12 protein-coding genes are annotated in these 25,434 nt (G+C 65.5%); 4 read left to right on the top strand and 8 right to left on the bottom strand.

The window, feature by feature from the left end; genetic code table 11:
* Positions 1–140: 140 nt before the first annotated feature.
* Positions 141–2,840, top strand: a complete 2,700-nt coding sequence (locus ACW73L_RS17390) for a hybrid sensor histidine kinase/response regulator (protein ID WP_498923845.1) — start codon at positions 141–143, stop codon at positions 2,838–2,840.
* A gap of 24 nt (positions 2,841–2,864) precedes the next feature.
* On the opposite strand, the gene ACW73L_RS17385 is transcribed toward ACW73L_RS17390, so the two are convergent.
* The 8 genes from ACW73L_RS17385 to ACW73L_RS17350 form a co-directional block, all read right to left on the bottom strand.
* On the bottom strand, positions 2,865–3,458 hold the full coding sequence (locus ACW73L_RS17385) for a hypothetical protein (protein ID WP_498923844.1): 594 nt from the start codon (positions 3,456–3,458) through the stop codon (positions 2,865–2,867).
* Positions 3,459–3,495: 37 nt separating this feature from the next.
* On the bottom strand, positions 3,496–5,022 hold the full coding sequence (locus ACW73L_RS17380) for a hybrid sensor histidine kinase/response regulator (protein WP_498923843.1): 1,527 nt from the start codon (positions 5,020–5,022) through the stop codon (positions 3,496–3,498).
* Between the two features lie 103 nt (positions 5,023–5,125).
* Complete coding sequence (locus ACW73L_RS17375; RefSeq protein ID WP_498923842.1) at positions 5,126–12,001, bottom strand: PAS domain S-box protein; 6,876 nt, start codon at positions 11,999–12,001, stop codon at positions 5,126–5,128.
* Between the two features lie 118 nt (positions 12,002–12,119).
* Complete coding sequence (locus ACW73L_RS17370; protein ID WP_498923841.1) at positions 12,120–12,953, bottom strand: alpha/beta hydrolase; 834 nt, start codon at positions 12,951–12,953, stop codon at positions 12,120–12,122.
* Positions 12,954–13,047: 94 nt separating this feature from the next.
* Positions 13,048–13,656, bottom strand: a complete 609-nt coding sequence (locus tag ACW73L_RS17365) for a hypothetical protein (RefSeq protein WP_498923840.1) — start codon at positions 13,654–13,656, stop codon at positions 13,048–13,050.
* A gap of 661 nt (positions 13,657–14,317) precedes the next feature.
* Positions 14,318–14,677, bottom strand: a complete 360-nt coding sequence (locus tag ACW73L_RS17360) for a SpoIIAA family protein (protein WP_498923839.1) — start codon at positions 14,675–14,677, stop codon at positions 14,318–14,320.
* A 65-nt stretch (positions 14,678–14,742) separates the two neighbouring features.
* Positions 14,743–15,027 carry a hypothetical protein gene (locus tag ACW73L_RS17355; RefSeq protein ID WP_498923838.1) on the bottom strand — a complete coding sequence of 95 codons (285 nt, stop codon included), beginning with the start codon at positions 15,025–15,027 and terminating at the stop codon, positions 14,743–14,745.
* A 120-nt stretch (positions 15,028–15,147) separates the two neighbouring features.
* Positions 15,148–16,170 (bottom strand): hypothetical protein, encoded by a 1,023-nt coding sequence (locus ACW73L_RS17350; protein WP_498923837.1) that lies wholly within the window; start codon positions 16,168–16,170, stop codon positions 15,148–15,150.
* A 375-nt stretch (positions 16,171–16,545) separates the two neighbouring features.
* Between ACW73L_RS17350 and ACW73L_RS17345 the strand changes: the two genes are divergently transcribed.
* The 3 genes from ACW73L_RS17345 (at position 16,546) to ACW73L_RS17335 (ending at position 25,364) form a co-directional block, all read left to right on the top strand.
* Positions 16,546–18,009 carry a TIGR03032 family protein gene (locus tag ACW73L_RS17345; RefSeq protein WP_498923836.1) on the top strand — a complete coding sequence of 488 codons (1,464 nt, stop codon included), beginning with the start codon at positions 16,546–16,548 and terminating at the stop codon, positions 18,007–18,009.
* An 81-nt stretch (positions 18,010–18,090) separates the two neighbouring features.
* Positions 18,091–21,147 carry an FG-GAP-like repeat-containing protein gene (locus ACW73L_RS17340; protein WP_498923835.1) on the top strand — a complete coding sequence of 1,019 codons (3,057 nt, stop codon included), beginning with the start codon at positions 18,091–18,093 and terminating at the stop codon, positions 21,145–21,147.
* 290 nt (positions 21,148–21,437) lie between these two features.
* Positions 21,438–25,364: an FG-GAP-like repeat-containing protein gene (locus tag ACW73L_RS17335; RefSeq protein ID WP_498923833.1), complete on the top strand. Its 3,927-nt coding sequence runs from the start codon at positions 21,438–21,440 to the stop codon at positions 25,362–25,364.
* Positions 25,365–25,434 lie beyond the last annotated feature (70 nt).

The following is a 25,434-nucleotide window of genomic DNA, read 5'->3' as shown; positions in this document are numbered from 1 at the left end:
GCGCTCCTTACTATAGTTCTGCGTGAGGGCCCAAGCCCTCGCCCAAGACCTTGGGTCTCGCGAGCGGGATCACCCGGTAATCGTCGCGGCCCAGTTCCGCCGGCCAGCGGCCGGCGACCGACTACCCAGGTGCTCGCGCCATGTTCAGCCATCCCTCCATCAATGCTGCGCATCCACCCTTGTCCCACTACGCCGGCGTGTGTTCACGGGCGGGCTTTCGCTATGCGCTGTTGGCCGTGACCGGAGGTTTGTGCGGCCTGGCGCTGAACTTCATGGTGCCCGGCTTCGACGAGCCGATGACCGCGACGCCTGGGCCCGCGCAGACACTGGCCCACTGGCTGGCACTGTCGGTCCTGCCGTTCTGGGGTTTTAGCCTCGGTTTCCTCGGCTGGGCCAACGACCGCAAGCGGCACTTGCTGGAGGGGTATCAACTCCGAATCAAGCAGTTGGAGGGGAGAGTCGATGCTCTGCGTCGACAGCGCGATCTCGACCGCGACGTCTATCGCGAACTCGATACCGTGATTGGAGAAGGCAAGCGGGAATGGGAACGAACCTTCGATACGATCGCCGAGCTCATCGTCGTCATCGACGGGTCAGGCCGGATACTGCGTGCCAATCAGTCCTTTGTGCGGCAACTCGGCGCCACGTTCCAGGAGGTGATAGGTCAGGATTTCTCGCAGCTGCTCGGCCGCGGGGCGGATGGACCGTTCTCGGCTCTGTCTCCCGGCGAGGTCGACCTACCGTTGCTGCATGGCATCTTCGAGGTGTCGATGGAAATCATTCCCAGCAGTCAGGGTGAGGCGCGGACCGTGTACCTGTTCCGGGACGTCACCGAACGCAAACGGGCGGAGAACGCGCTGGAATACCAGACACACTTCTGCGAAGCGCTGGAACGATACAGTCCTGCGGCCATTGCCGTGACCGATCCGCTGGGCCGGATAAAGTCACTCAACCCGGCATTCGAGGGGGTTTTCGGCTACGTTCCGGGCGAGACGCTAGGGCAGGCACTCGACGCCGTGATTCGTGCGCCGGCGGGCGGAGCGGAAGATGCCGCGAGCCTAGCGCAATCGATACGCGACCAGAAGACCGTCCGCAGTGTGACGCAGCGCAAGCGCAAGGACGGGTCCGTCGTGGACGTCGAGATCTCTTCGACGCCAGTGTATGTCGCTGACCAGTGGGCCGGTTCGCTGACCATCTTTCACGATGTCAGCGATCACATCCGCGCGGCTCAGCAGGCAGAGGAGGCGAATCGCGCGAAGAGCGAGTTCCTCGCCAACATGAGCCACGAGATCCGTACGCCGATGAACGGGATCATCGGTATGCTGGAACTGGCACTCGACACGGCGTTGTCGGTCGAGCAGCGGGACTATCTGTCGACCTCCCTGCAGAGTGCCGAAGCCCTACTGACCCTGCTGAACGATATCCTCGACTTCTCGAAGATCGAGGCGAAGTGCCTCCGTCTGGAGCACATTCCCTTCGAGCCCAGAGCCATCGTCGAAGACGTTGCCTACACGCTGGCGAATCATGCCCAGGCGAAAGGGCTGGAAATGATCTGCCATGTGCAGCCGGAACTCGGGGCCAGCCTGCTCGGTGACCCTGCGCGCCTGCGGCAGGTCCTGATCAACCTGCTCGGCAACGCGATCAAATTCACCAATGCCGGCGAAGTCATGGTGTCCGCGCAACTCGTTGAGCAAACGCCGTCCTCACAGACGCTGGGCTTCTCGGTGGTCGATACCGGCATCGGGATTCCGCGCGACCGCCAGTCCGACGTGTTCGAGCGCTTCACACAGGCCAATGGTTCGACGACGCGCCTCTACGGGGGCACAGGCCTGGGTCTGGCCATCAGCAAGCAGTTGGTCGAGGCGATGGGCGGCCGGATCGAACTCGACAGCGAGCCGGGCCGCGGCAGCCGGTTCTCCTTCACGCTGACCTTTGCCAAGGACACGGCGCAACGCCCGCTTCCCGAAACCGTGGCTTCGGGTGCCAGCTCGCTGCAGGGCCTGCGTGTCCTGGGGGTGGACGACAATGCAACCAACCGCGTGATCCTGGCCCGAATGCTCGAAGGCTTCGGCTGCCGCGTCGAAACGGTCGACAGTGGCGGCCGGGCTCTGGAAATCCTGCGGCAGGCCTGTCGCACGGGGCAGCCCTTCGATCTGGTGCTGCTCGACATGCAGATGCCGGAGATGGATGGTGAACAGACACTCGTCAAGATCAGCGATGATCCTAACCTGGCTGCGACTCGGGTCATCGTCCTGACCTCGATGGGTCAGCGTGGTGACGCGGACCGGTTGCGGGCGAGAGGCTGCGAGGCCTACCTGCTCAAGCCGGTCAAGCTCCAGACCTTGCGGAGCACGCTGGAGGCGACGCTCGGACGGTCCGCTGTCAGAGAAACGCGACGGTCTCCGGCCCCGAATCTTCATGCGCCGGGCAGGCGAGGTGTGAATCTGCTGTTGGTCGAAGACAATCCGGTCAACCAGAAGCTGGCCCTGATTCTGCTGGGCAAGGCCGGGTACGCCGTCGATCTGGCCGAAAACGGCCTGCGCGCCATCGAGCAGATCGGCAAGCGCCGCTACGATGCCGTTCTGATGGATGTACAGATGCCCGAGATGGACGGGTTCGAAGCCACGCGCCGGATTCGCGAACAGGAAGCGCCGGGGTCGCATCTCCCGATCATCGCCATGACGGCAAACGCCATGAAAGGCGACGAGGAACTGTGCCGGGCGGCCGGGATGGACGATTATGTCTCGAAGCCCTTCGCATTGCCGAACCTTGTCCAGGTGCTGGATCGATGGGTTGCAAGTTCGCCAGTGTACCAGCGGTCCCAACCGACCCTTGCCTGACGACCGGGTGATGGCGTCTGGGCTTCATTGCTCCGAACGCGGCCTGGAATCCGGGACACACTGCCACCGTAACGTAACCTCTCCCGAGCCGGACGTCAGGGGCTTCTCCTGCGACGACAGCGGCGCGGGCTGCGAGCCGGCCGAGAAGCTCGGGCACGCGTATAACACAATGTCCTGCCGGCTTTCCGGGTAACGACTGCAGGCCAGCGCCTTCCAGAACGCGCTGTTGTAGATGCGGCAATGCGATTCGCCTTCCGGACTCCAGTCGAGATAAATGCACCGACGGTGCAAACAGCAATTGCCGCAGTGTGTGCATTGGCCAACCACCGTATCCGATGTCGATGTCGCATTGGCGTCGTAGAGCAGGTAGCGGGAAAACGCGCGCGACTTGACCTGTCCCCGCAAGTGACCGGCCGCCTTCGCCATGGTTGCGCCGTAGCGACGCAGATAAGAGCCATCGCGGGCGATGACACTCGCGGCGATCGGGGCCAGAGGCAGCATCAGGCCCATCATTGATGCGAGCAGCCAGTCGAGTATCGCCGCCGTGCGGGTTGTTCCGGCGTCCAGGGTTGGCTGCGGGACGACGCGTTCAGCCGCCGCGCCGCTTCGATGGCTCACCGTCTCTGTCCCTTGGGCAAGGTGATTTGCAGCCCCCTCATTTGCCATTTCCCGTTTTACCGGAGCGTTGTGGAGAGCGGCCCAAGGCGTTGCGCAGGTGCTGCAGGGCCGAGTCGAAGTCCATATTTTCCATTGCCGCGTTGAATGCGGTTGCCGCGTCGGCGAGGATCGGATTCAACGCCGCCGTCGTGTGCGACCAGATCACGGCCGCCTCGAAGTTCCCGGCTGCGAGCAGTCCTTCCAGACGATGGGCGATTTCCTGCGCCGCAGCGGAGTCGACCCGGTCCACAGCGGCCCGGCTTGTGGCATCTCCGTTCTCCGTCAACTGCGCCGGCTCCGGATCGGCTCGGGACGGATCGCCCACCCTCAGCGAGACACTGACCCAGAACCGGCTACCTGCGCCGGGTGTGCTGTCGACGCCGATCTGGCCTCCCATCAGGCGCACGAGACGCTGGCAAATGGCCAAGCCCAGGCCGGCGCCTTCGTAACGTCGCGTGCTGGAATTGTCGCCCTGCTCGAACAGTCCGAAGATCGCGGATTGCAGCTCGGGTTCGATGCCGATGCCCTCGTCCTCCACCTCGAACCGGACCGATACGGTTTCCTTTATCGCCCTTACAAGGCCAGCGCGAAGCGTGACGCGGCCTGTTGACGAGAACTTGATCGCATTGCCGACCAGATTGCGCAGGACATGACCCAGGCGCACGGCGTCCCCGACGAGGATTGCAGGCAAGTCCGGATCGATCTCCAGGGACAGTTCCAGCCCTTTGGCTTCGGCGCGGCCGCGCCACAACGCTGCGACCGCCTGGAATATCGCCCGCAACACGAAATGCTCGGACTGGATGTGGACCTTCCCCGCTTCCAGGCGGGCGACATCGATGATGCTGTTGACGAGGCCCATCAGCTGCAGTCCCGATTGCTCGATCTTCTCGACGTGCTCGCGCAAGCGGGGTTCTCCAAGCTGACCTTTCAGCAGTCCGGCGAAACCCAGGATACCGTTCATCGGTGTCCGCAGTTCGTGGCTGACGTTCGCCAGGAACAGACTCTTGGCGCGGTGTGCCGCCTCCGCCTGGATCATGGCATCGCGGAGGCCCTGCGTGCGTTCCTCCACCCGCTCCTCCAGTTCGGCATTGAGCTGCTCCAACTCGTCGTTGAGCCGGATAAGCCGTCGTTCCCGTTCCCGCAGTGCCAGATGCACTCCCACCCGGGCGCGCACCACATCCCGGTTGACCGGTTTGTGGATGAAATCGACGCCCCCTGCGGCGAGGGCCCGGGTCTCGCTGTCGGCGTCGTTACGCGCCGTGACGAAGATGACGGGAACCCCTGCCGTGCGCGCGTCCCGCTTCAGCGCCTCGCAGACCGAATACCCGTCCATGCCGGGCATCATGACGTCCAGCAGGATCAGGTCCGGTGTGTGCTGAGCCAACAGCTCCAGCGCCTCGGGACCGGAGAAGGCGCACTGAATGTCGTAGTCGGGAGCGAGAAATTCGCCGATGACCTCGACGTTTTCGGGCAGGTCGTCGACGACCAACAACTGGGGGCGATGGGACACGGGGGCACTCGTCATGGAGGGTATTGGCTGTTCAACCACGGCACGTCGGGCTTCATACAGTGCCGACGCGCCTTTGCCGGGGGCGCAGAACACGGTGCGGGAAGTCGATTCGCGCGCTTCATGACGTTGCCATATGGGTGGTCATGAAGGCGGCACAGGCTTCCCGGGCGGCCTTGAACTTCAGTTGTCGCGCCGCTTCCCCGACCGGGTGGAATGGCTCGGCGAGATCCGTTCCGGCCAGCCGCGAGGCGATCGTTTCGGCGCTCGACTTGGCGGCCAACTTGTTCGTTGCCAGGAGTTCGGTGAGTTCGGCCAATTGCAATCGCAGTTCCGCCAGCTCGCTGGCGCCAAGGCGCCGGGCCGGTCCCACGGGGGCTGCCGGATGCCGTGGGGGGTTGACCCACCTGAGCAGGCTGGCGGCCAGCCCTTGCGGTTCGATCGGCTTGGTCACCCGGTCCACCATGCCCGCATCCCGACAGGCCTGCCACTGCGCCTCCAGCGCGGCGGCCGTCAGGGCGATGACAGGCGGGCATTGGGAGCCCAGCCGTTCTTTCAACTGTCGCGTGGTCTCGTAACCGTCCATCTCCGGCATCTGCAGATCCATCAGGATTGCATCGAAGTCGCTCTGTCCGGCCTTGTCGATGGCTTCGCGCCCGCTGCGGGCATGTTCGCTGAGCAGACCCAGACGCTTTAGCAGGCCTCGCGCCACGGTGTGGTTGGCCTCGTCGTCATCGACCACGAGGATGCGTGCACCGCGAATCGCCTGGGCTAGTTCCTGCAATTTCTGGGGCTGTCGGACCGCCGGCACGCGATCGGCAATGGCTCGCTGCAGGGATTCGTCGGTCGCGCGTCGGAAGCGGGCGGTGAAGGTGAAGGTGCTGCCCTGTCCCGGCGTGCTCTGCACGTGGATTTGCCCGCCCATCAGTTCGACCAGACGACGGGTGATCGAGAGGCCGAGTCCGGTACCCCCATACTTCCGCGTGATCGAAGTGTCGGCCTGCGAAAACGAGCTGAAAAGTCGTTCGATCTGATCCGGCGCAACGCCGATTCCAGTATCCTGGACGGTGGTTTCCAGCGTCACGGTGCTTGCATTCTGTTCGCTCACAGCGACTGTCACGACAATCTCGCCACGCTCGGTGAATTTGACGGCATTGCCAACCAGATTGACGAAGATCTGCCCGAGGCGCAGCGAATCGCCGATCAGGGGATAGGATAGATCCGGATCCATCACGACACGAAAGACCAGTCCCTTTTCCTGGATCCGGATTGCGAACAAGTCGCCGACACTCTCGATCACCTTGCCCAGGTCGAAGGGGGCCTGTTCCATCTCGAGATGCCCGGCTTCGATTTTGGCATAGTCCAGGATATCGTTCAGCAAGCGCAACAGGGCCTGCGACGACGCTTGCACCTTTTCGAGGTAGTCCTGCTGCCGTGGCATCAGATCGGTGTCCAGTACCAGCCGCGTCAAGCCGATGATGGCGTTCATCGGCGTCCGGATCTCATGACTCATGTTCGCCAGGAAGTCGCTTTTCGCACGGTTGGCTTCCTCGGCCCGCTGCGTGGTCTCCGCCAGGCGATGTTCCATCTCCACACGTTCGGTGATATCGATGCACGAGCCAATGAAGCCGAGGAACTCGCCTTCGTAGTCAAAGCGCGGCCGGCCATTCTGCAGCATCCAGCGGTATTCTCCGTCGTGCCGTTGCAGCCGGTACTCCATCGTGAACGGTGTGCGCGCCTCGAACGCGCGGGTATATCGATCCAGACAGGCCGGAAGGTCGTCGGGATGAAGCCCTGCAGTCCACCCATCGCCGAATTCCTGTTCCGGCTCGCGTCCCGTGAACTCGAGCCAGACCTGATTTACGAAGGTCCATTCCCGCCCGGCTCCGGCCATCCAGATCAGGGCTGGTGCGGAGTCGGCAATCGCGCGGAAGCGCTGTTCGCTTTCTCTCAGGGCGTGGTCGGTTCGCTTCCTTTCGCTGATGTCCTGCACGGTACCCAGGCCGCTCAGCGGTGTGCCGTCGTTGGCGAAGTGGATTTCCGCCTGCTCGCGTACCCATTTGGTGATGCCATCCACCCGGATGCGGTGTTCGATGTCGTAGGGGGCTCCTTTCAGTGCCGCGGCCCAGGCATCCGCCACAGCGGGCCTATCGTCCGGATCCGTGCACTCAAGGAAGCGTGTCAGATTGATCCGACTCCCGGGCTCGATGCCGAAAATTCGATAGGTTTCATCCGACCATTCGAGCCGGTCGTAGGGAATGTCCAGATACCAGCTCCCGATATGTGACACGGCTTGGGCGCGCTTGAGGTTGTCCTCGCTGCGCTGCAGTTCCGCTTCGATGCGCTTGCGCTCGCTGATGTCCTGATGGGTGCCGAACATCCAGTGGGGTTTGCCGTCCGGGGTCCAGTCGATGACCTTGCCGCGGTCGAGCACCCAGATCCAGCGACCGTCCTTGTGGCGCACGCGTACTTCGCATTCGTAATAGCCGGCTTCGCCCGCGAAATGACGCGCAAGCTCCTGCTGCGAGCGCTTGATGTCTTCGGCGTGGACGAGGTTCAGCCAGGTCTGAATCGACAAGGGTTCGAGTTCATGCAGCGTGTATCCGAGGATTTCGGCCCAGCGGTCGTTAAAGATCGTCTCGCCGGTCTCCACGTTCCATTCCCAGGTACCGCTGCGGGTCGCTTCTATGATGTTGCCCAGACGCTGGATCAGGGCTTGTCGCGACTCCTCGGCCCGCTTGCCGTCATCGATGTCGAGATGCACGCCGATCATGCGCAAGGGCCTTGCCTGTGGGTCGCGTTCGACCGCGATCCCTTTGGCGCGAATCCAGCGATACCGCCCGTCCTTGCCACGCAGGCGAAACTCGACCGAATAGTCGTCGGTGTCGCCGCTGAAATAGGCCGCCAGGGCGGCCTCGACGCGCGGCCTGTCCTCGGGATGTAGGTGGCTTTCCCACGCTTCGACACGGTCGGGGAACTCATCCTCCGCATAGCCGATCATCGCCTTCCAGATCGGTGAGAAATACACCTTTCCGCTGGCGATGTCCCAGTCCCAAACGCCTAGCCCGCTGCCTTCCAGCGCCAGTTTCCAGCGGGCCTCGGCTTCCCGCAGCGCGAGCGCGGCGGCTCGCCGTTCGGTGATGTCCTGGAAGGTGCCGGTGAGGTACGTTCCCTCCTCATGGTCTTCAACGCGGCCGATGCAGCGGAGTTCCGCCCAGAACTCGCGTCCGGTGCGCGTGATCATGCGGGATTCCAGCGTGAACGGCTCGCCGGTTTCCAAGGTGTGTGCGAGTGCCGCACGGACCTGTGGCAAGCATTCCGGCGCGTAGTAGCGGAGGCCTTCCTCCAGGCCGGCGGGTGGCGAATCCAGCGGGTGCTCGCACAGTCGGTAGACTTCTTCGGTCCAGAGTAGCCGATCCGTGGCCGGGTTCGCCTTCCAGCCGCCCACTCTCGCGATGGCCTGTGACTCGTGCAGGAAAGCCAGGGCTTCGTTGAGTCGGGCCTGTTGTTGTTTCGCTACGGTGATGTCGGTCCAGATTGCCACCACATAGGTATGCCCGCCCGTGTGCACCGGCCGATTGGTGACGCGCACAATGCGCCGGCTGCCGTCCTTGTGGCGGTGGGTGGTCTCGAAATCGAGTGCACCCCGGTCGATGATTTCCCTGAACGCCTCACGCATCGCCGCGCTCCCGACGTCGGGGTTGATCGCGGGCAGGTCCAACGCGGCGAATTCATCCCGGGAATAACCCAGCTGGCTGCAGGCTGCGTCGTTGAACTCCGCAAAGCGCAGGGTTTCCCCATCGATCAGTACGATGCCGTCCGCGGCCTGCCGCAGCAGCGCGCTCAGGCGCTCCTCGCTCTCCTGCAGCGCACTTGCTGCCTGCCGACTGGCGGTGACGTCGTGCAGTGTGACGAAGACGCGGAGCGGCTGTTCGGCACCGGGTTCGTACTCCGGGATTGCGTTGACCTGCAGCCATACCCATGCGCCGCTGATGGCGTTACGAACCGCCAGCAGCGTGTCGAGCACCGGCTGTCCGCTGTGCAGCGCCAGCAAGGACGGGTGTTGGTCGGGCGGTAGCGGGTGGCCCTCGCTGTCCAGTACATTCCAGTCGGGAGACTGGCAGGTTGAGGCCAGAAACGCCCCCCGGTCCACGCCCAGCAGCTTGCAGGCGGCGGGGTTGATGTCGATCAGGCTCCCGTCCGCAGCCTGGTAGAAGACGCCCTGGGTCATGTTGGCAAAAAGGCTGCGGAATCGGGCTTCGCTCTCACGCAGTGCCGCATCCGCCTGTTTCCGATCCGTGATGTCGCGGGTGACGCAAAACGATACCGCCTGGCCGTCGACCAGCGCGCCATTGACGCTGATTTCGGCATCGTAAACCGATCCATCCTTCCGGCGATGGCGGCTCTCGAACGTCGTGCTGACCTGACTCAGGTCGGGGAAACGGGTACGGATGTCGGCCTCCGTCCAGGCGTCATCGATGTCCCAAACGGGCCTTCCAAGCAGTTCGTCCAGGGAGTAACCCAAGAGCTCTGCCTGCCGCTGATTGGTTTCGATGACGCGGAAATCGGCGTTCAAGATCAGGATGCCGTCGCGCGAGTGATTCATCAGCCGCCGCCGTTGTTCGTCCATACGGCGCAGCGCGGCCTCCTGCTTGCGGACCGCCGTGATGTCATGGGCGATGCCGAGCACGCCGATCAGTTCGCCGTCGGGGCCGAACATCGGGGTCTTGGTGGTTTCGAACAGGCCTCGGTAACCATTGGCCCGGAACACCAGTTCCTCCTCGTTCCGACGGGGTTTCCCGGCCTGCACCGCGGCCAGGTCGTTGGCGCGAAAGAAGTTCGCCAATGAGCTCTCGACGAAGTCGAAGTCCGTCTTGCCGATGATTTCCGCCGCGCCGCTGCCGTAGAGCTGCTCGAAGGGTGGATTGCACGCGAGGTAAGCACCGTCCGGGCCTTTCAGCCAGACCAGATCGGGAATGGTCTCGACCAGGCCGGCCAACAGGCGTCGCTCCTTCTCGAGGGCTGCGAAGGCTGCTTCGCGTTCGGTCACGTCCCGAAATGACCAGACCCTGGAGCGGGCGCAGCCAGTGTGAAGCGGCACGGTGTAGCGCTCGAAGGTCCGTCCGTCCTTGAAGTTCAGGGTGTCGAAAGTGATTTCATCGCTCGCATAGAGACGCTGCACGCCCGTCAGGAAGCCTTCAGGGTCGACCAGTTGGTCGATGACGAAGTCGAGCAGGGCCGCATCGTGACCTGCTTGCATCAAGGTGTCCGGAATGCGCCAGATTTCCTGGAACCGATGATTGGCCGACTGCACCCGGCCTTGATCGTCGATGACGAGGATGCCGTCGGCCGTGGCATCCAGCGTGGCACGCAGCAGCGCCTCCCCGGCCGCCAGATTTTCTCTGGCCGTGGCGCGTTCCGTGACATTCCGGGCGAACCCCACGGTGCCGATCACCCGCCCGTCGACCAGGACCGGTGACTTGAAGGTTTCGACCCACGTCGTCCCGTCCGGTCCCTGCAGCGGTTCCTCCACGTTCTTGGGCTGGCCGGATCGCAGGACGGCCTGGTCGTCGCTCCGGTAGCGCTCGGCCAGTTCGCGCGGCCAGACCTCGAAATCGGTCTTGCCCTGAATGTCGTCGGCTGGTAGGCCGCAGGCGCTGGCGAACGGCTCATTGACGGCCAGGAAACGGCCTTCCTCGTCCTTGAGCCAGACCATGAAGGGAAAGTTGTCCAGCAAGGCGCGTTGGTAGCGGTCGCGCCATTCCAATTCGGTTCGTGCGGCGTGGAGATCACTCATGTCGCGCGAAATGCCCAGCAGCGCGGGCCTCCCGTTCCAGGTGCCGGAGACGACACGGGTATCCACCATCAGCTCGCTGCCGTCAGCCCGCTGCAGTGGAAACGGGCAGGACTCGAGCTTGCCGGCCAGTATGTCGGCGAGAGTGCGCTGGGCCTCGGCGCGGACCCGCGGCGGATGAACTTCCAATACGGAGTTGCCGATCAGGCGCTCGTCGTAGCCGAGGACGGTCCGGACGGCCTGATTGACGTGCAGAATCCGGCCCTCACGGTCGAGGACGAACACGAAGTCGGTTATCGCCTGGAAGAAACCTTCGAGGTTTTGCCGTTGGCCTTCAGCCTGTTCCTGGGCCAGGAGTCGATCCAGGGCATGACCGAACTGGTCGGCCAGGCTCTCGAGAAACACGATGGTATCGGCGGACTGGCGCCGCACCTGTTTGCTGGCCAGGTTCAGACAGGCCCGGATTTCGCCACCGACCGTGATCGGCAGCACGATCACCGACTGAAAGCCCTCCTCTTGCAGGCGTGGATCCTCCATCAACCCCATGTCCCGACAATCGGGGTCGTGATCGACGCAACTGCACACACGCTGCCCGGCTTCGATCCTGAGCGCCAGCCCACTGCCGGGGGCGAGCCAGGCCGTACGCTTGACGAACGCCGAACTCAGGCCATGGTGCGTGAGCAGTTCGAAGCCGCCGTCGGGCCGGCGCCAGTAGAAGCCGCCCGCATCCAGGTCCGCCAGACCCAGAACCGTTTCGAGCATAGCCGCGGCCAGGGTGTCGCGGGCCAGGCTGTCGCTGCGGATCCGGTTGAAGGCGTGCTGCAGTTCGAGGTGTTCCTGCTGACGCCGGAACCGGCTGATGTCGTTGACGATACCTTCGCTGCGCAGGGCTCTGCCGCTCCGGTCCCGTTGCGTGATGCGTCCGAGGGCTTGCTGCCAGATCCATCGGCCGCCAGCGTCCAGCAGACGGTACTCCAGCGCGATCGATCCCTCGCCTGGTGCCGGCTGGGTCAGGGCCGAGCGCAAGCTGTCCTGGTCGCAGGGATGCATCCGTGCGAGCCAGGCCGCCAGTGGTACCTCCCCCGCAGGCAGTTCGCCGTCACCGAATTGCGCGCGCAGGTGCGGACTCAGGTGCAGTCGGTCCGCACCCAGGTCGTATTCCCAGAAACCGACACCGAGCGCGTCGAGGGTATTGCTGAACATGTCATTGCGACGTGGAGACTCAACGCCCCGATTGTTAGGCAAGAACGGCCGGAACTCAATGTCGCGAGCAACGCGGAGGTGACGGTGCGCGCTTACGGAGTTCCCCCGAGGCCCGCGATCACGGTTCGCCGTAACCTGGACCGATGAATGGCGACAGGAATGCATCGAGCGATGTCACCCACTCGCGGCGCATGAACACGAAGCCGCCGTTATGCGAGCCGCGCAGTTCGATGAACTGCTTCGGCTCACTGGCGGCCTCGAACAGCTGCCGGCCGTGCGAAAAAGGCACGATGTCGTCATCGCGGCTGTGGATCACCAGCACGGGGCAGCGCGTGTTCGCGACAGCACGGCGGGTGTCGTAGTTGAAGCGGGCAAGCAAGCGGGCGGGCAGGAAAGGATAAAGCTCGGCGGCCAGGTCCGGTACCGACGTGAAGGCCGAGTGCAGGACCAGAGCGGCCGGCTGGGCGCGCGTAGCCTGATGCGCGGCGATGGCACCGCCCAGCGACTCGCCGATCAACACAATCCGGTCGGCTGCGACGTGCCGGGTCTCGGTCAGATAGCGCCACACCGCGGCCGCATCGGCATAGGTGCCGTCTTCCGACGGCTTGCCGGTGGACGTGCCGTAGCCCCGGTAGTCGAACAGCAGAGCGGACCAGCGCAACTGCCGGAACATCGGGAGCCAGGGCAGGCGATGCGAAAGGTTGCCCGCGTTGCCATGAAACAGCACGGCGGTCGCGCGCGGTTGAGAGACCGGCACTAACCAACCGTGCAAGCGTTCGCCATCGGCGGTCGGAACCCACACGTCGTCATAGTCGATCTTCAGTGCGGACGGGGTCGGATCGTCGCTGCTTGCCGCCTGCGGAAAGTAGACCAGCCGGTTCTGCCAACCGCACGCGGCCAACAGCAGCGCGCCATAGATCAGCGCGAGGCCGGTCAGAAGGGTGGTGAGCATTCGCATTCCCGGGATCGATCGGATAACTGCCGTGTTGTGCCGCGTCGAATCATAAACCGCCCGCCGGACACGGTGTCGCTACTCCTCGGGCCGGTTACTCAGCGAGCGGTATGAAGTTTTCGCACACCGATCGGGCGGCATGCCACGCGCCGCCGAAGCCGCGCAGCGAGAATTCGGCCCGGACGTCAGGCGCCACTCGGATCAGCAGGCGGCGATGCCCGGCGAGACCCGCCAGATCGAACGGCCGTTCGAACCGCAGGAACTCGAAGCGATCGCCCGGCTCCCTAATCCGCCTGATCGGCATCGCGGTTGTCGCTCCACCGTCGACGCGCAACCGGAGCGTGTCCGCCTGATCGATGTGGCCGAGCGACGTTGCGTCGTGCTCGATGACGACGACCACCTCCGGCAGACAGTCTTCGCCAGGGTTCGCAGTGAGCGTCAGCGTGGCGCGGGCTCGCGGATCCTCGGAACCGGCCCGGCTGGCGAGGTACTGTCCCGAGTACGGGTCCCGAAATTCGACCGCTGTCCAGCGTTCATACTGCTGGACCCGTTGCGCCCAGTCGCCCAGGTCCACGGCCGGGATCGGTATGGAGAGCACCATCAGCACGCTCATGGCGAAAAAGCGAGCGATTCCTCGCGTCACGCCTTGATACCAGGCGGCGGTGTCGCACGGGTCGTTGTGTTGCAGCCGGCTTTCGCTCATGGTGCCACCCTCTCGCCAGCAACGGGTTTGGGCAAACCCTATCTGCGTTCAGACGGGTCGTCTTGCTGCGCTCCACTCCCTTGGACACGCGTACGGTGGTTATGTCTTCACTCGGCCGAAGATTTTCGGGGCGGGTGCCCGGCCGTTCGGGTCCACCAGAGCACCTCCGAACAAAAGCCATCCCGGCTCTTTCCAGCGCGACCCAACCCCGCTCGCGGGAAGCCTCGAAGAGATCAGGGCTGCCCCAAGCGCTGCGCCGGATGCGGCGGTACTCGGCGCTCGGGCCCGAATGATCAACAGCCGTTTCGCACAGCTCCGGGTGGCGGGCAATTGCGGCGACGGTGTGTCACGACAACATCCCCAGCCGCTATCTAACCGATACCTGGAGTGTAAGTGACTGTTTTTTATTTCCAACGGAAATGGTTGGATCAAATGTAGTCATTTTGTCTTATTCCCTGTCGTGGTGGGCGCCGCGGCGGGGATCTCACGCTCGGTCCACAAAGTTATCCACAGGAACTGGGGACAAAATCGTACGCGGGCGGGTTGTGGGGCCCTTGCCGCCGACGGCGCCTCTGGACGGTCCCAAACAGCGGTGCCTTACATTCGGCCCGGGTTTCTTCGGAGCCGCAGTGTCATGTCGGCGTTCAGGGCGGGGGGAATGCTACGCCCTGACCCAGCGCTGGGCCTCGCCGTGGTCATCCCGTGTAAAGAACTCGATCTCGGTCTTCCTCAGGCCCTTGCCGACGAAGAGGAAGACGTCGTCCTTCCACTTTTCGTCGCCGACGATCGCCATCTTGGCGATGTCGTCGCCGTGCTCCATCAGGAAACCGACGTCCGACCAGTCATCCGTTCGCTCCCAACCCTGGAAGTCGTCGGCATAGACCAGCACGCGTACCGCCTTGCCCTGCTCGATCAACGATCGCGCGCGGGCCTGTAGTGCCTGCTGGTCCGCGAACCGCATCAGGCCGGACAGCCGGACGCTGATCACGTCGTCATCCGTTTCGATGATCTCGAAGCTCATGCTGCCTGCTCTCGCTGTTATTTTGAATGGGGCGATGGTCCCGGTGTCCCGCAGTCCGTTATATATCAGGCTGGCGGCGCCTGCTCGTTGGCGAGCGCCTGCGCGACGATCTCGCGATACAGTTCCAGTATCCGGCAGTAGAGGTCCTGATATTCGGGGTGGTGATCGACCAGCGGCTTCAGTTGCTCGGACGTTTCGAACACTTCGTGCAGGTAGGCCAGTTCCCACTCGTCCAGCCGTTCACCGCGGTCGACCTTGGCCTTCAGTGCCAGCGCCTTGGGCAGGCGCCGACTTTCCAGCCGTTCCAGGAAGGCTTGGGCCATTCCCAGTTCTTTCTGTTCCTGAGTCATCGTCGTCACCCGATGGGCTGTGGTTTGGTATGCCGTGCAATTGACGCCGGGCAGGCTGGCTTGTCAAGGGTATGGCCGGCGTAACCATGCCGCGGGCACACAGGGACGGACTGACGCTCCTCAGCCGAGGTAGGCCTGGCCCAGCCTGATCGAATCCTTCGGTTCCGGGAGTTGGTCTCGCGGAATCCAGCCCAACAGCACGATCCGACGCTGTCCTTGCACCGACGAGATCTCGCTGAACTCAACGGTATCCTCAGAGTCCGCTTCCCCCTGCTTGATGCCGCGGTAATCCAGATTCAGCCGCAGCGGGTTCAGGGTGAGCCAGTCCTCGGGCCGGCTCAGGGTTGCAGCGATATGCGTGAGGCTTTCGTCCAGACCCAGTTCGATGCCGGCGCTCTGCCCCAGTTCCTCGTCGATCGCGGCGATGTCCGCTTCCAGCGCTTCGACGCAGGGGCAGTACTCGTCGCCTTCGAAGAACGCGTGCTCAAGTCCCCACTGTCCCGACTTCAGCGCGTCGAGCTTGCGCCGCAGCAACTGACGGTTCTTGGCCAGCGAACCGCGCCGCTCCTTGGCGGCGACGATGCCCTCCAGGGCCTTCTCCAGCAAGAAGTCGAAGCCGCGCTTCTTCAGCTCGCGCCGCGCCATGCGCTCGCTGTCCGCCGGCGCCACGAAGCGGTGCTGCGTGAAGCTGATCGAGGTCTGCATGACGTCGCGTCGGAGCGTATCGCCGTCCATCTCCATGCCGAGGACCGTGCGCTCCTGCAGCGACATCGTCAACAGCCCGAAGATGGCGTCGGGCGTCGGGCCGCAGCAGGTGCGCAGGAAATCCTTGATCGTCTGGCACTGACCCAGCACCTCGGCCAGATGGTTCGGTGAAGCGAACGCGGCGCGCAGCCGCGGATCGCTGCCATAGCAGTCCGGCGCGATCTCGGTGGCGCGCGGCAACTGGCCGACCAGATCGATCAGATGGCGGACCGCGATCCCAACGGGTTCGCGCAAGCGTGCGCGGTAATTCCCCAGGGCCCGCAGGCGCCGGTCGGTGCCGTCGACGGCACGGTCGATGGCCGCCTCGAGCAGCGCGTCGGGCACGCCGTGGTTGTCGTCGTCGTGGGAGGCAAAAAGAGAGCTGAGGAAACGCAGCATGGGACGGATAGTGTAACGCGGTGCGGCGTGCTTGGTGGCAAGCGCGCTGGCACCCGACCGCCTCCGAGGGTTCCGGGGTCGGCGAGCGCTGCGCCGCTACCGAATGCCGGTAGGGCGCTTGGGCGCGGTGCGGGTCAGGGAAATAACCACAACTTATTAATGGTTTGGCTGAAGCAAAGTTTGACAATGTCCCCTGTTGCGGCGACTCTGTGTCAGCCGTAGGGGACGGTATTGTCGGAACGGCTGCCGCCTTGACGTGGTGGCAGCTGGTTTTGTTGCCCGATTCGCATAGAACGACCGCCTGCCCCTACGCCGATGAACTCTACTCCCGAAGCGACTCCGCCTGGCCCGGGGCGCGTGCCGCCCGAAGTCTCTATGACCGGTTCCGCCGGCCTGTGGCACTGGCTGGACACGCTGCAGATCGGTCTCGCCTTCACGACCTACCAGACCAACCGCCTGTTCCTGCTCGGCCGGAAACCCGAGGGCCGCCTGGCCGTCAACGAGCGCCTGTTCGACAAGCCGATGGGCCTGACCCTCTACCGGGACAGCCTGTACCTGGCCTGCCGCTATCAGCTGTGGCAGTTGGAGAACCGGCTGGCGCCGGGGGAGACACACCATGGCTGCGATCGCCTGTTCGTGCCAAGCACGGCCCACACCACCGGTGACCTGAACGTCCACGATGTGGTGCGGCTGAACGATGGCCGGCTGCTGTTCGTCAACACCGATTTCAGCTGCCTGGCGACGCTGCGTCCCGGCTACAGCTTCGAGCCGGTGTGGCAGCCGCGTTTCATCACCAGACTGGTCGCCGAAGACCGCTGCCATCTGAACGGTCTGGCGCTGCGCCAGGGCCAGCCGGCCTATGTTACCGCCTGCAGCACCACCGACAGCGCGGCGGGCTGGCGCGATCAGCGCGTTGCGGGCGGCGTCGTGCTGCACGTGTCGAGCGGCGAGATCGTCGCCACCGGGCTGTCGATGCCGCACTCCCCGCGCTGGTATCGCGGCCGGCTGTGGCTGCTGAATTCCGGCACCGGCGAATTCGGCTATCTCGACGGCGACCGCTTCGTGCCGGTGGTCTTTTGTCCCGGTTTCGTGCGCGGCCTGGCCTTCCAGGACGATTACGCGATCGTCGGCCTGTCCCGGCTGCGTTCCAAAACCTTCGCCGGACTGGGGCTGGAAACCCGCCTCGCGGCCAGCGGCGCGGAGTCCGAATGCGGCCTGCGGGTCATCGACCTGACCACCGGCACCGTCGCGCACAGCCTGCGGATCGACGGCGTGGTCGAGGAACTGTTCGACGTGGTCGTGCTGCCCGGGGCGCGGCAGCCGCGTGCACTGGGGTTTCAGGACGACGACATCGACCGTCTCGTCAACTTTCCCGGTTCCGGCGGCCTGGTCGTGACCCGGCCGACGGTCCAGCGGCCGGGGATCGGCCGCGCGCCGCCGGTCGCGGGCCTGCCCCGGGAAGCGCAAGCCGCCCGTGCCGCCGCCCTCGACGTCCGCTACCAGCGGGTGTTCCACCTGAATCCGGACAATCTGCGGGCCTACGACGCGATGACCTACCCGCCGCTGAGCGCGCGCTGGGCGGTTCAGCCGCAGCGCGGCGAGTTGTTCGGCCTGTCGGCGTCGGTGGCCGGCGAGATGGTCGGCTTCGCGATCGCCGAGTTCCTCGCCGGGCCGCACGACGGCGCGACCGCGGAACTGCTGTCCTGGTACGTGCTGCCCGCCTACCGCCAGCGTGGCATCGGCCGCGCCCTGCTCACACAACTGCAGCAGGCGCTCGGCCCGGACCGCCCGCTGCGACGGCCCGGGGACGGCCCGCTGCCGCCCGACGACTCCGGATGAGGGCGGCGCCGGCCGCGCCTGCTGCGGGCCAACTCAAAACCCAAACCCACCCGACCCCGATAACGCCTGAGGAGCCTGACCATGGCCGACCCCCGTTTTGACAGCCCGGTGACCGCCGCCTTTGGCCTCACCGACATCGGCCTGCGGGCCAAGCCGACCTTCGCTGACATCGACGGGGACGGTGATCTCGACGCATTCGTGGGCGAGAGGTACGGCACGACACTGTTTTTCCGCAACACCGGCACGGCGGCGGCGCCGAGCTTCGTCAGCGAGGCCGGCAACTTCGGCCTGACCGATGTCGGCCAGTCCGCCAGTCCGACCTTCGCCGACATCGATGGCGACGGCGACCTGGATGCCTTCGTGGGGGCCTACGACGGCACCACACGATTTTTCCGCAACACCGGGACGGCGGCGGCGCCGGCCTTCGTCCTGCAGGCCGGTAACTTCGGCCTGACCGACGTCGGCTTCAACGCCAGTCCGACGCTGGTCGACATCGACGGGGACGGGGACCGGGACGCCTTCGTGGGGGCCAACGACGGCACGACCCGGTTTTACCGGAATACCGGCACGGCGGCGGCGCCAGTCTTCGTCCTGCAGGCCGGCAACTTCGGCCTGACCGATGTCGGCCAGTCTGCCAGCCCGACCTTCGGCGACCTCGACGGGGACGGGGACCTGGACGCGCTGGTGGGCAACGTCGACGGCGTGACGACCTTTTTCCGCAATACCGGCACGGTGGCGGCGCCGAGCTTTGTCGCCGAGGCCGGTAACTTTGGGCTGGGCGATATCGGCTTGACCGCCAGCCCGACCCTGGCCGACATCGACGGCGACGGCGACCTGGACGCCTTCGTGGGGGATTTCTACGGCGGCACGGCATTCTTCCGCAACACCCCGCCGGGCATCACGCTGACGCTAAGCGGCGGCGGCACCGCGGTGACCGAGGGCGGCGCTACGGACAGCTACACGGTGGTGCTGAAGAGCGCGCCGACGGCGGCGGTGACGCTCACGCTGAACGTGACCAATGGCCAGGTGGCGACGAACGTCGCGACGTTGACCTTCACGCCGGAAAACTGGAACGTGGCGCAGACGGTGACGGTGACGGCGGTCGACGACACGGTCGGGGAAGGGCAGCACACGGGGGTGATCCGGCACACCGTCACCAGCGCCGATGCCGGCTACGCGGGGCTGGCGGTGGCGCCGCTGCCGGTCGCGGTCGGCGACAACGATCTGCCGGCCGGGAATCCGGCGTGGGTGCCGCGGCCCGGCAACTTCGGCCTGGGGGGCGTCGGTCCCAGGGTCAGCCCGACGTTCGCGGACATCGACGGCGACGGGGACCGGGACGCCTTCGTGGGGGCCAACAACGGCACGATAGGCTTCTTCCGCAATACCGGGACGGCGGCGGCGCCGGCCTTCGTCGGCGAGGCTGGCAACTTCGGCCTGACCTATGTCGGCTTCTCCGCCAGCCCGACCTTCGCCGATATCGACGGCGACGGGGATCTGGATGCGTTCGTGGGCGTTTCACGCGGCGAAACGAGCTTTTTCCGGAACACCGGGACGGCGGCGGCGCCGGCCTTCGTAGCCGAGGCCGGCAACTTCGGCCTGACCAATGTGCTTTCCAGGGCCAGCCCGGAGTTGGCGGACATCGACGGGGACGGGGATCTGGATGCGTTCGTCGGCAACAGGTACGGCACGACAGGCTTCTTCCGCAATACCGGGACGGCGGCGGCGCCAGTCTTCGTCCTGCAGGCCGGCAACTTCGGCCTGACCAATGTCGGTTCCAGGGCCAGCCCAACGTTCGCCGACATCGACGGGGACGGGGATCTGGATGCGTTCGTGGGCAACTACTACGGCCTGACGCGCGTTTTTCGGAACACCGGGACGGCGGCGGCGCCGGCCTTCGTCGGCGAGGGCAGCAACTTCGGCCTGACCGATGTCGGTTACATGGCCAGCCCAACGTTCGCCGACATCGACGGGGACGGGGACCTGGATGCGTTCGTCGGCAACTCGGACGGCGTGACGACCTTCTTCGAAAACACCGTGCGGAACCGGCCGACGCTGGCGGTGCCGGCGCCGGTCGTCTACACCGACACCCGCTTCGACGACAGCTTCGCGACCGTCACCGGCACGCTGCTCGGCAGCGACGTCGAGGCCGGTGCGCTGAGCTACGGCATCGCCGGCGGCACCGACCTCGGCGCCACGGTGCGACAGGTCGGGACCTACGGCACGCTGACGGTGACCAAGGCCACCGGCGCCTACACCTTCGTCGCCAACGACGGCGCCATCGAAGCGCTGACGGCGGCGGCCACCGCCAGTTTTACCGTCACCGTCAGCGACGGGCTGCTGACCGGCAGCCAGGCGCTGGTGATCAGCGTGGCCCAGGACGGCACCACCGAATCGAACGCCGCCGACACGCTGACCGGCACCGCCGCGGACGAGCGCTTCAACGGCCTGGGCGGCAACGATATCCTCGCCGGCGGCGGCGGGGCGGACGTCCTCAATGGTGCCGGCGGAACCGACACCCTCAACGGTGGCGGTGGGGCAGACACCCTCAACGGCGGCGGTGGCGCGGATGTCATGCGCGGCGGCACCGGCAACGACCGCTATGTCGTCAACGTGGCCGGGGACCAGGTCATCGAGACCTCGACGCTGGCGACCGAGATCGACCGGGTGGACAGTGCGATCAGCTACACGCTGCCGGCCAACGTCGAGCAACTGACGCTGACCGGGACGGCAGCGATCAACGGCACCGGGAACGGGCTGGCCAACACCCTGGTCGGCAACAGCGGCGCGAACATCCTCGATGGTCTGGCCGGCAACGACACGCTGACGGGCGGGCTGGGCGCAGACATCTTCCGGCTGACGACGCTGTCCCGGGACACGCTCACCGACTTCAGCGTGGTCGACGACACGATCCAGTTGGAGAACGCGGTGTTCACGCGGTTCGTCACGCCGGGGGCGGTGGCGGCGGCGAACTTCCGGATCGGAGCGGCGGCGGCCGATGCCAACGACTACCTGATCTACACCAGCGGCAGCGGGGTATTGTCCTACGACGCGGACGGCAACGGGGCGGGCGCAGCAGTGCAGATTGCCGTGCTCGGCAGCGGCCTGGCCCTGACCGTCGCGGACTTCACGGTGATCTGAGACGTCACTGTTCACGCCCCCTGGGGCGGGCCGGGAGGCCGAGACACGCCGTGAATCCGTCCCTGGAGGCTAGCCTGCGGCGTCCCTGCCGCAGACGGTCTCTTCCTCCCGGCCCGCTCCCATGTCCAAGCAGAGGGGGCGGGTGAATGGTTACATCTGAGACAGGGCGACGGCGCGGGGCGCCCCGTTACCGAACCTCTCAAGCGGGGTCGTACCCCAAAACCTTAAAGTAACCTGACCCCAATAACCACCAATAACCACGACCCCGATTACCCCTGAGGAGACTGCGCATGTCCGATCCCCGTTTCGACAGCCCGGTGACCCCCGCCTTTGGCCTGACCGACATCGGCCTGCGGGCCAAACCGACCTTCGCCGACATCGATGGGGACGGCGACCTCGACGCGTTCGTCGGTGACCAGTACGGCACGGTGACGTACTTCCGCAATACCGGCAGTGCGGCGGCGCCGAGATTCGTCCGCGCGGCCGATGTGGACGGATTGAGCGACGTCGGTTTTTTTGCCAGTCCCACCTTTGCGGACATCGATGGCGATGGCGACCTGGATGCGTTGGTCGGCAACAGTTACGGCGAGACGCTGTTCTTCCGCAATACTGGGACGGCGAGAACGCCGAGTTTCGAACGCGAGACCGGGACTTTTCGGCTGGTCGGCGTGGATTTGAATGCCAATCCGGCTTTTGCGGACATCGACGGGGACGGTGACCTCGATTTATTCGTCGGCGATGGCTATGGCGACACGAGCTTTTTCCGGAACACCGGGACGGCGACAGCGCCGAGCTTCGTCCGCGAGGCCGTCAACTTCGGCCTGACCAGCGTGGGCCAATCCGCCAGCCCGACGTTTGCCGACCTCGACGGGGACGGGGACCTGGATGCGTTAGTCGGCAACAGCACCGGTGCGACGCAATTCTTCCGGAACACCGGGACGGCGACGGCGGCGAGCTTCGTCCGCGAGACCGGGGCGTTCGGACTGGGCGCCGTGCGCGACCTCGCCGGTCCGGCTGTTGCGGACATCGACGGGGACGGAGATTTCGATGCGTTCGTGGGCGGGGAGGACGGCCGCACGCTGTTCTTCCGCAACACCGCGCCCGGCATCACGCTGACACCCACGGGGGGCGGCACGGCGGTGACCGAAGGCGGGGCCACGGACCGCTACACGGTGGTGCTGAGAACCGCACCGACGGCGGTGGTGACGATTACGCTGGACGTGACCAACGGCCAGGTGGCGACGAATGTGGCGACGCTGACCTTCACGCCGGAGAACTGGAACGTGGCGCAGACGGTCACGGTGACGGCGGTCGACGACAGGGTCGGGGAGGGGCAGCACACCGGGGTGATCCGGCACACCGTGACGAGCCCCGATGCCGAATATGCCGGGCTGGAAGTCGCGCCGCTGCGGGTCGCGGTCGGCGACAACGACCTGCCAGCCGGTGATCCGGTTTGGGTCGCGCGGCGCGGCAACTTCGGGCTGACCGACGTGGGCCGCTCCGCGCACCCGACGTTCGCCGATATCGATGGTGACGGCGATCTGGATGCGTTCGTGGGGAATCGGGAAGGCGTGACGAGCTTTTTCCGCAATACGGGCTCTGCGGCAGCGCCGATTTTGGTTGCCGAGGCCGACAACTTCGGCCTGACGGATGTGGGCTTATCCGCCAACCCGACATTCGCCGATATCGACGGCGACGGCGATCTGGATGCGTTCGTGGGCGAGGCGAATGGCACGACGCTATTTTTCCGCAATACGGGGACGGCGGCGGCCCCCAGCTTCGTCGAGGAGGCCGGCGCGTTCGGGTTGACCGACGTGGGCCGCTCCGCGCGCCCGGTGTTTGCGGACATCGATGGGGACGGCGATCTGGATGCGTTCGTGGGCGCCAGCGAAGGCGTGACGAGCTTTTTCCGCAATACGGGCTCTGCGGCGGCGCCGAGCTTCGTCGAGGAGGCCGGCAACTTTGGCTTGACCGACGTCGGCTCTAACGCCAGCCCGGTCTTGGGGGACATCGACGGGGACGGCGACCTCGATGCGTTCGTCGGCTACGCCTCTGGCGTGACGCCGTTGTTCCGGAATACCGGGACGGCATCGGCGCCGCGCTTCGTCAGCGAGGCCAGCAACTACGGACAGGTTAAAGTTGTCGCCGCTGCGGCTCCGGCGTTGACGGACATCGACGGTGACGGCGATCTGGATGCCTTCGTCGGCAACAACGACGGCGAGACGCAGTTTTTCCGCAATACCGGGACGGTAGCGGCGCCGCACTTCGTCGAGGAGGCCGGCAACTTCGGCCTGGGTGACGTGGCCTTCAACGCCAGCCCGGCGTTCGCCGATATCGACGGGGACGGGGATCTGGATGCATTCGTCGGCGACCGCTACGGCGAGACGATCTTTTTCCGGGATAACCGGAGTAACCCGAATGACGCGGCGAGCTTTCAGCGCGAGGCCGGCAACTTCGGCCTGATCGATGTCGGCTACTTCGCCAGCCCGACCTTCGCCGATATCGACGGCGACGGGGATCTGGATGCATTCGTGGGCGAGAGTTACGGCACAACGCCGTTTTTCCGGAACAACGGCACGGCGGCGGCGCCGAGCTTCGTGGCCGAGGCCGTCAACTTCGGCCTGACCGATGTCGGTGATCGGGCCAAGCCGGCGTTCGCCGACATCGACGGGGATGGGGATCTGGATGCATTCGTCGGCAACAGCCGCGGCGAGACGCGTTTTTTCCGCAACACCGGTTCGGCGGTGACGCCGAACTTCGCCGCCGAGGCCGACAACTTTGGCCTGACCAGTGTGCCCTACGCTGCCAGCCCGACCTTCGCCGATATCGACGGCGACGGCGACCTGGATGTTGTCGTTGGCAACCATAGAGGCTTCACGACCTTTTTCCGGAATCTCGGCACGGCCACGGCACCGCAGTTTGATGGCGAGTCCGTCAGGTTTGGGTTGAGCGCCGTCGGGTACTCTGTGCGCCCGACGTTCGCGGACCTCGACGGCGATGGGGACCTGGATGCCTTTGTCGGCAACGACGAGGGCGAGACGATATGGTATGAGAACACCGTGCAGAAGCGGCTGACACTGGCGGCGCCGAACGCGATCGAACTTACCGACACCCGTTTTGACGACCGTTTCGCGACCGTGACCGGCACGCTGGTCGGCAGTGCCCTCGAGGCCGGCGCGCTGGGCTACGGCATCGCCGGCGGCACCGACCTCGGCGCCACGGTGCGGTCGGTCGGGACCTACGGCACGCTGACGGTGACCAAGGCCACGGGTGCCTACCGCTTCGTCGCCAACGACGGCGCCATCGAAGCGCTGACGGCCGCGGCCACGGACAGCTTTACCGTCACCGTCAGCGACGGACTGCTGACGGCCAGCCAGGCGCTGGCGATCAGCGTGGCTCAGGACGGTACCACCGAATCGAACGCCGCCGACACGCTGACCGGCACCGCCGCGAACGAGCGCTTCAATGGCCTGGGCGGCAACGACACCCTCAATGGCGGCGGTGGGGCGGATACCCTCAACGGCGGCGGCGGCGCAGATGTCATGCGCGGCGGCACCGGCAACGACCGCTTAAATGGCGTGCGCGGTAACGACACGCTCAATGGCGGCGGTGGGGCGGACATCCTCAATGGCGGCGGTGGGGCGGATGTCATGCGCGGCGGCACCGGCAACGACCGCTATGTCGTCAACGTGGCCGGGGACCGGGTCATCGAGACCTCGACGCTGGCGACCGAGATCGACCGGGTGGACAGTTCGATCAGCTACCGGCTGCCGGCCAACGTCGAGCAACTGGTACTGACCGGGACCGCAGCCATCAACGGGACCGGCAACACGTTGGCCAACACGCTGATCGGCAATAGTGGGGCGAACATCCTGAACGGCCTGGACGGCAACGATACGCTGACGGGGGGACTGGGCGCGGACATCTTCCGGCTGACGACGCTGTCCCGGGACAGGATCACCGATTTCAGCGTGGTCGACGACACGGTGCAGTTGGAGAACGCGGTGTTCACGCGCTTCGTCACGCCGGGAGCGGTGGCGGCGGAGAACTTCCGGATCGGTGCCGCGGCGGCCGATGCCGACGACTACCTGATCTACCGCAGTGGCACCGGGGCACTGTTCTACGACGCGGACGGCAACGGGGCGGGCGCAGCAGTGCAGATTGCGGTGCTCGGCAGCGGCCTGGCCCTGACCGTCGCCGACTTCACGGTGATCTGATCAAGGGCGCTGGCGCGGGGCGGCGGTACCGCCCCGCGCGAGTCGCCCGGCCGCTTCCGCTCCCGGCGAC

Source organism: Methylolobus aquaticus, assembly GCF_054172105.1.
This window is presented reverse-complemented; position numbering and strand designations above follow the sequence as displayed.